We start from the raw sequence: 4,487 nt of genomic DNA, 5'->3' as shown, positions 1-4,487 counted from the left end.
ATCATGCCCCGTGACATCGCCCTGCCCCGCGCCGTTTGCCCGCAATCCCGCCGCCGCCCGCTTCTGCTGCGCCTGCTCGACCTTCAGGCGCTCTGGCGCCAGCGCCGCCACCTTGCCGCGCTTGACGACGCCGCGCTGCGCGATCTCGGGATCAGCCGGGCCGACGCCCTGCACGAGGCCAGCCGCAAGCCATGGGACGCCCCGGCGCACTGGCGCGGCTAGGGGCTCGCGCCGTCAAAAAGGCATTGGAACCACAGGTTTTCGGACATCTGCCATCTTGAAAAGCCGCGTCGCTCTGCCAATATCGGAAGCAATAATTTTATCTCGAGACCTGAGACACAGCTTGGAGGCATGAATGGCTGAATACAAAACAATCCGGACCGCCACCGGAACCACCAGCGCGGCCCAGATTGACGAAGGACTGCGCGCCCACATGAACAAGGTCTACGGGACCATGTCCATCGGGATGCTGCTGACCTTTGCAGTCGCCTGGGCGGTGGGCACCAGCCCCGAGCTTCTGGCCGTGTTCCGTGACCCCGCAACGCTACAGCCGAACATCCTCGGCTGGATCGTGATGTTTGCCCCGCTGCTCATGGCCTTCGCCTTCGGCGCGGCGCTGAACCGTCTGTCCGCATCCGGCGCACAGCTGTTCTTCTACGCCTTCGCGGCGGTGATGGGCCTGTCGCTGAGCTGGATCTTCGTGGCCTTTACCGGCTTCTCGATCGCGCAGGTGTTCCTGGTGACCTCGATCGCTTTCGCGGGCCTGTCGCTTTGGGGCTACACCACCAAGAAGGACATCTCCGGCTGGGGGTCGTTCCTGATCATGGGCGTGATCGGCATCCTCGTGGCGTCGATCATCAACATCTTCCTGGGCTCGCCCGCGATCTACTTCGCGATCTCGATCCTGGGTGTGCTGATCTTCGCGGGCCTGACCGCCTACGACACGCAGAACATCAAGAACACCTACCTGCAGCACGCAGCGCATAGCGACAGCGAGTGGCTCGGCAAGGCCGCCATCATGGGCGCCCTGCAGCTCTATCTCGACTTCATCAACATGTTCATGTTCCTGCTGCAACTGCTCGGCAACCGCGAGTGATCGCGCAGCCATCGGCATGAGACGACAAGGCCCCGGGCATCCGCCCGGGGCCTTTTTCGTTTCAATGGCCGCTCCCCCCCTCCCGAAGCTTTCCGGGACCCCGGCTCGACCCCGGGGCTCCGCCCGTTCGCAGGCCAAAACGCTCCCCCGGAGCGTTTCCGGGAAGCCGGCTCACCCCACCTGGCGACCGTGGCTCCAGACGCCGCGAATGACCGGCACGCCCTCGATATGCGCCACTCGCACCAGATCGGCAAACAGTCCCTCCGCAATGCCCCCCCGATCGTCGAGTCCCGTGGCCCGCGCCGGGGCCGCCGTCACCGTGGCGATGGCGCGCGGCAGGTCGTCCCAGATCTCCGCCAGCTGGAAGGCCGAGGTCATCAGCGCCGAAGGCACGTAGTCCGAGGACAGGATGTCGAGGAAGCCGCGCTCGGCCAGCTCCGCCGCCGCCACGTTGCCGGAATGCGAGCCGCCCCGGATCAGGTTTGGCGCCCCCATCATCACCGCGATGCCATGGGCGTGGCAGGCCTCGGCCGCCTCCACCGTGGTCGGGAACTCCGCCAGCCGCGCGCCGTGCCCGGCGCTCACCGCTACGTGCTCCGCGGTGGTGTCGTCATGGCTCGCCAGCACCGCGCCCAGACGCCGCGCCGCCGCCACGGCCCCCGCCTCATGCGCCGCGCCCAGCCGGTCATGGATGGCGGTGAGGTTGGCCACGTGGTCGGCAAACCCCGCCTCCGAGAGCCCATGCTTGCCGCAGACGTACTCCTTCAGCTTCGAGAGGTCGCGGAACTGCCGCTGCCCCGGCGTGTGGTCCATGATCGACAGGATCCCCACCCGGTCGGCCTCGCCGAACTCCTCGAGCTCGTCAAGCAGCGTCTCCGAGCAGACCTCGGCCCGCAGATGCAGGAAATGGCTGATCCGCAGCATGCCCCTGGCCCGCGCCTGCATCAGCTCGGTCGCCAGCGGGCGGGCATATTTGCGGTAATCCGTGCGCCCGCCCGAGATCACCGAGCCCACCCGCATGGCGTCGAACACCGTGGTGATGCCCACCGAGGCCAGCTCGCCGTCATGCGCCTGGATCGCCGCCGCGTGCGGCCAGTCGACCTTGGGGCGCGGCTGGATGTGGCGCTCGAGATTGTCGGTGTGCAGCTCGATCAGGCCGGGGATCAGCAGATCGCCGCCGCAGTCGATCGCGCCCGCCAGCGCCACCGCGCCCGGCTCCACCGCCGCGATGCGCCCGTCGCGCACCAGCACGCTGCCGCGCACCACCTCGCGCTCGAGAACGATCTGCGCGTTCGCCAGCACCATCTCGCCGCTGGCCTGAATATGGCCCAGGCTCATCTCGCCCATGCTCTGCCCTTTCTGTCGTCATGATTCCGTGACATGACCGGCCTATGCCCGCGCCCATGACACATTACAGCCGTTACGCCGTCTACTACGCCCCCGAACCGGGGCCCTTCGCCGAATTCACCGCCCAGTGGCTGGGCTGGGATGCGAGCGCGGGCCTCTCGCGCGCGCACCCGGAGGTTCCGGGCCTGCCGCTGCCGGTGGCGGAGATCACCGCCACGCCGCGCAAATACGGCTTTCACGGCACGCTGAAGCCGCCCTTCCGTCTCACCGGCAGCCGCGCCGCGCTCGAGGCCGATCTCGCCGCCCTCGCCGCCACGTTGCGGCCGGCAGAGATGCCCGGCCTCGCGCTCACCCGCCTCGGCAGCTTCCTCGCGCTGACCCCCGAGGGCGACACCACCGGTCTTGCCGAGATCGCCGCCGAGACCGTGCGCGCGCTCGATCCGCACCGCGCCCCGCCCTCCGAAGACGAGCTCGCCCGCCGCCGCAAGGCCAATCTCTCGCCCGCGCAGGAGGACAACCTGCTGCGCTGGGGCTATCCGTACGTGATGGACGACTTCCGCTTCCACCTCACCCTCACAGGCCGCCTGCCGCGCGACCAGATCGCGCCGACGATGGCCGCCCTCGCCCCGATGCTGGAGCCGCTCACGCCGCGCCCGTTCCGCCTCGACGCGCTCTGCCTCTTCGGCGAGGACGAGGCCGGCCGCTTCCACCTGCTGCACCGCTACGCCCTCACCGGCTGAAGCGCCGCGAGCGCGGCCTCGACCGCCGCCTCCAGCGCCCCGGAATTGTCGATCTCGACCACGTCGAACCCGACCGGCAGCGGAAGCCCGGCCCGGGCGAGCCGCCCCGCGATCTCGTCTTCGCTCTCGCGCCCGCGCCCCGCGAGCCGCCGCGTCAGCACCTCCGCCCGCGCGGTGACATGCAACACCCGCATCCCCGCGAAGCGCTCGGCGGCCTGCGGCAGCACGGCCCTTGAAAGATTGCACAGCACCGGCCGCCCCTCCGCCAGCACCGCGTCGACGGCGACCGGCACGCCGTAGCGCAGCCCGTGCGCCCGCCAGTGCAGCGCAAAGTCGCCCGCCGCCACGCGCGCCTCGAAATCCGCCTCGCTCACCCCCTCGAAATCCTCGCCGCCGGCGCTTTCGGGCCGGGTGATCAGCCGCCGCACCAGGTGCAGCCCCGGCACGCGCGCGGCCAGTGCTTCCATCAGTGTATCCTTGCCAACCCCGGAGGGCCCGACCACGGCGAAGAAGCGCCCGCTCACGCCGCGCGCTCCGGGGTGAAGCGGCTCACGTCGATCTCCCGGTCGCAGACCTGCGCCCGCGCCTCGGCGTCGTGAAAGATCCCCACAATCGCCGCGCCGCGCGCCTTGGCCTCCTCGATCAGCCCGAGCACAACGGCGCGGTTGGTGGCGTCGAGCGAGGCGGTGGGCTCGTCGAGCAGCATCGCCGGGAAGTCATGCGCAAAGCCGCGCGCGATGTTCACCCGCTGCTGCTCGCCGCCCGAGAACGTGGTCGGCGACAGCGACCACAGCCGCTCCGGCACGTTGAGCCGCGCCAGCAGATCGCGCGCCCGCGCCTCGCCCTCGGCCCGGCTGCCGCCGGCCGCGAGCACCGGCTCTGCCACCACCTCCAGCGTCGGCACCCGCGGCACCACGCGCAGGAACTGGCTGACATAGCCCAGCACCTCGCGCCGCATCGCGAGGATCTCCCGCGGCTCGGCCCGCGCCACGTCGAGCCCGCCCACGCAGATCGACCCGCCAGTGCTGAGATAATTGCCGTAGAGCATCCGCATCAGCGTCGACTTGCCGGCGCCGGAATCGCCCACCAGCGCCACGCATTCGCCCGGCTGCACAGACAGCTCAGCCCCCGCCATCACCGGGATCACCGCGCCGCCCTGATTGTGCAGCACGAAACTCTTCGACACGTCCGAAACCCGGATCATCGCATCCATCCGCCCTGTCCTTCTCTGGTTTCCAAATACCTTCGGGGGTCCGGGGGCAGACAGCCCCCGGTCCGGCGCCTCAAACCTGCAAGACACTCGA

The 4,487-nt window shown here is 69.7% G+C and carries 6 protein-coding genes; 3 read left to right on the top strand and 3 right to left on the bottom strand.

Features of this window, described 5'->3' with window-relative positions; translation table 11 throughout:
- Positions 1 to 222 (top strand): DUF1127 domain-containing protein (locus AC6RA4_RS21060; protein WP_500163668.1); only part of this gene is annotated, 222 nt, incomplete at its 5' end.
- Between the two features lie 133 nt (positions 223 to 355).
- Complete coding sequence (locus AC6RA4_RS21055; protein ID WP_500163667.1) at positions 356 to 1,096, top strand: Bax inhibitor-1/YccA family protein; 741 nt, start codon at positions 356 to 358, stop codon at positions 1,094 to 1,096.
- 171 nt (positions 1,097 to 1,267) lie between these two features.
- Here the strand turns inward: AC6RA4_RS21055 and AC6RA4_RS21050 are convergent, their stop codons facing one another.
- Positions 1,268 to 2,443, bottom strand: a complete 1,176-nt coding sequence (locus tag AC6RA4_RS21050; RefSeq protein WP_500163665.1) for an alpha-D-ribose 1-methylphosphonate 5-triphosphate diphosphatase — start codon at positions 2,441 to 2,443, stop codon at positions 1,268 to 1,270.
- 56 nt (positions 2,444 to 2,499) lie between these two features.
- Here AC6RA4_RS21050 and AC6RA4_RS21045 point away from each other — a divergent pair, with 56 nt between their 5' ends.
- Positions 2,500 to 3,183 (top strand): DUF1045 domain-containing protein, encoded by a 684-nt coding sequence (locus AC6RA4_RS21045; protein ID WP_500163663.1) that lies wholly within the window; start codon positions 2,500 to 2,502, stop codon positions 3,181 to 3,183.
- Here AC6RA4_RS21045 and phnN read toward each other — a convergent pair.
- Both phnN and phnL read right to left on the bottom strand, forming a co-directional pair.
- Entirely contained in the window at positions 3,165 to 3,707 is a 543-nt protein-coding gene (phnN, locus tag AC6RA4_RS21040) for a phosphonate metabolism protein/1,5-bisphosphokinase (PRPP-forming) PhnN (protein ID WP_500163662.1), read from the bottom strand. The genes AC6RA4_RS21045 and phnN overlap by 19 nt on opposite strands.
- Positions 3,704 to 4,387 carry a phosphonate C-P lyase system protein PhnL gene (gene phnL, locus AC6RA4_RS21035; RefSeq protein ID WP_500163670.1) on the bottom strand — a complete coding sequence of 228 codons (684 nt, stop codon included), beginning with the start codon at positions 4,385 to 4,387 and terminating at the stop codon, positions 3,704 to 3,706. Before phnL ends, phnN begins: the two co-directional genes overlap by 4 nt.
- Positions 4,388 to 4,487 lie beyond the last annotated feature (100 nt).

This window comes from Salipiger sp. (assembly GCF_059781815.1).
This window is presented reverse-complemented; position numbering and strand designations above follow the sequence as displayed.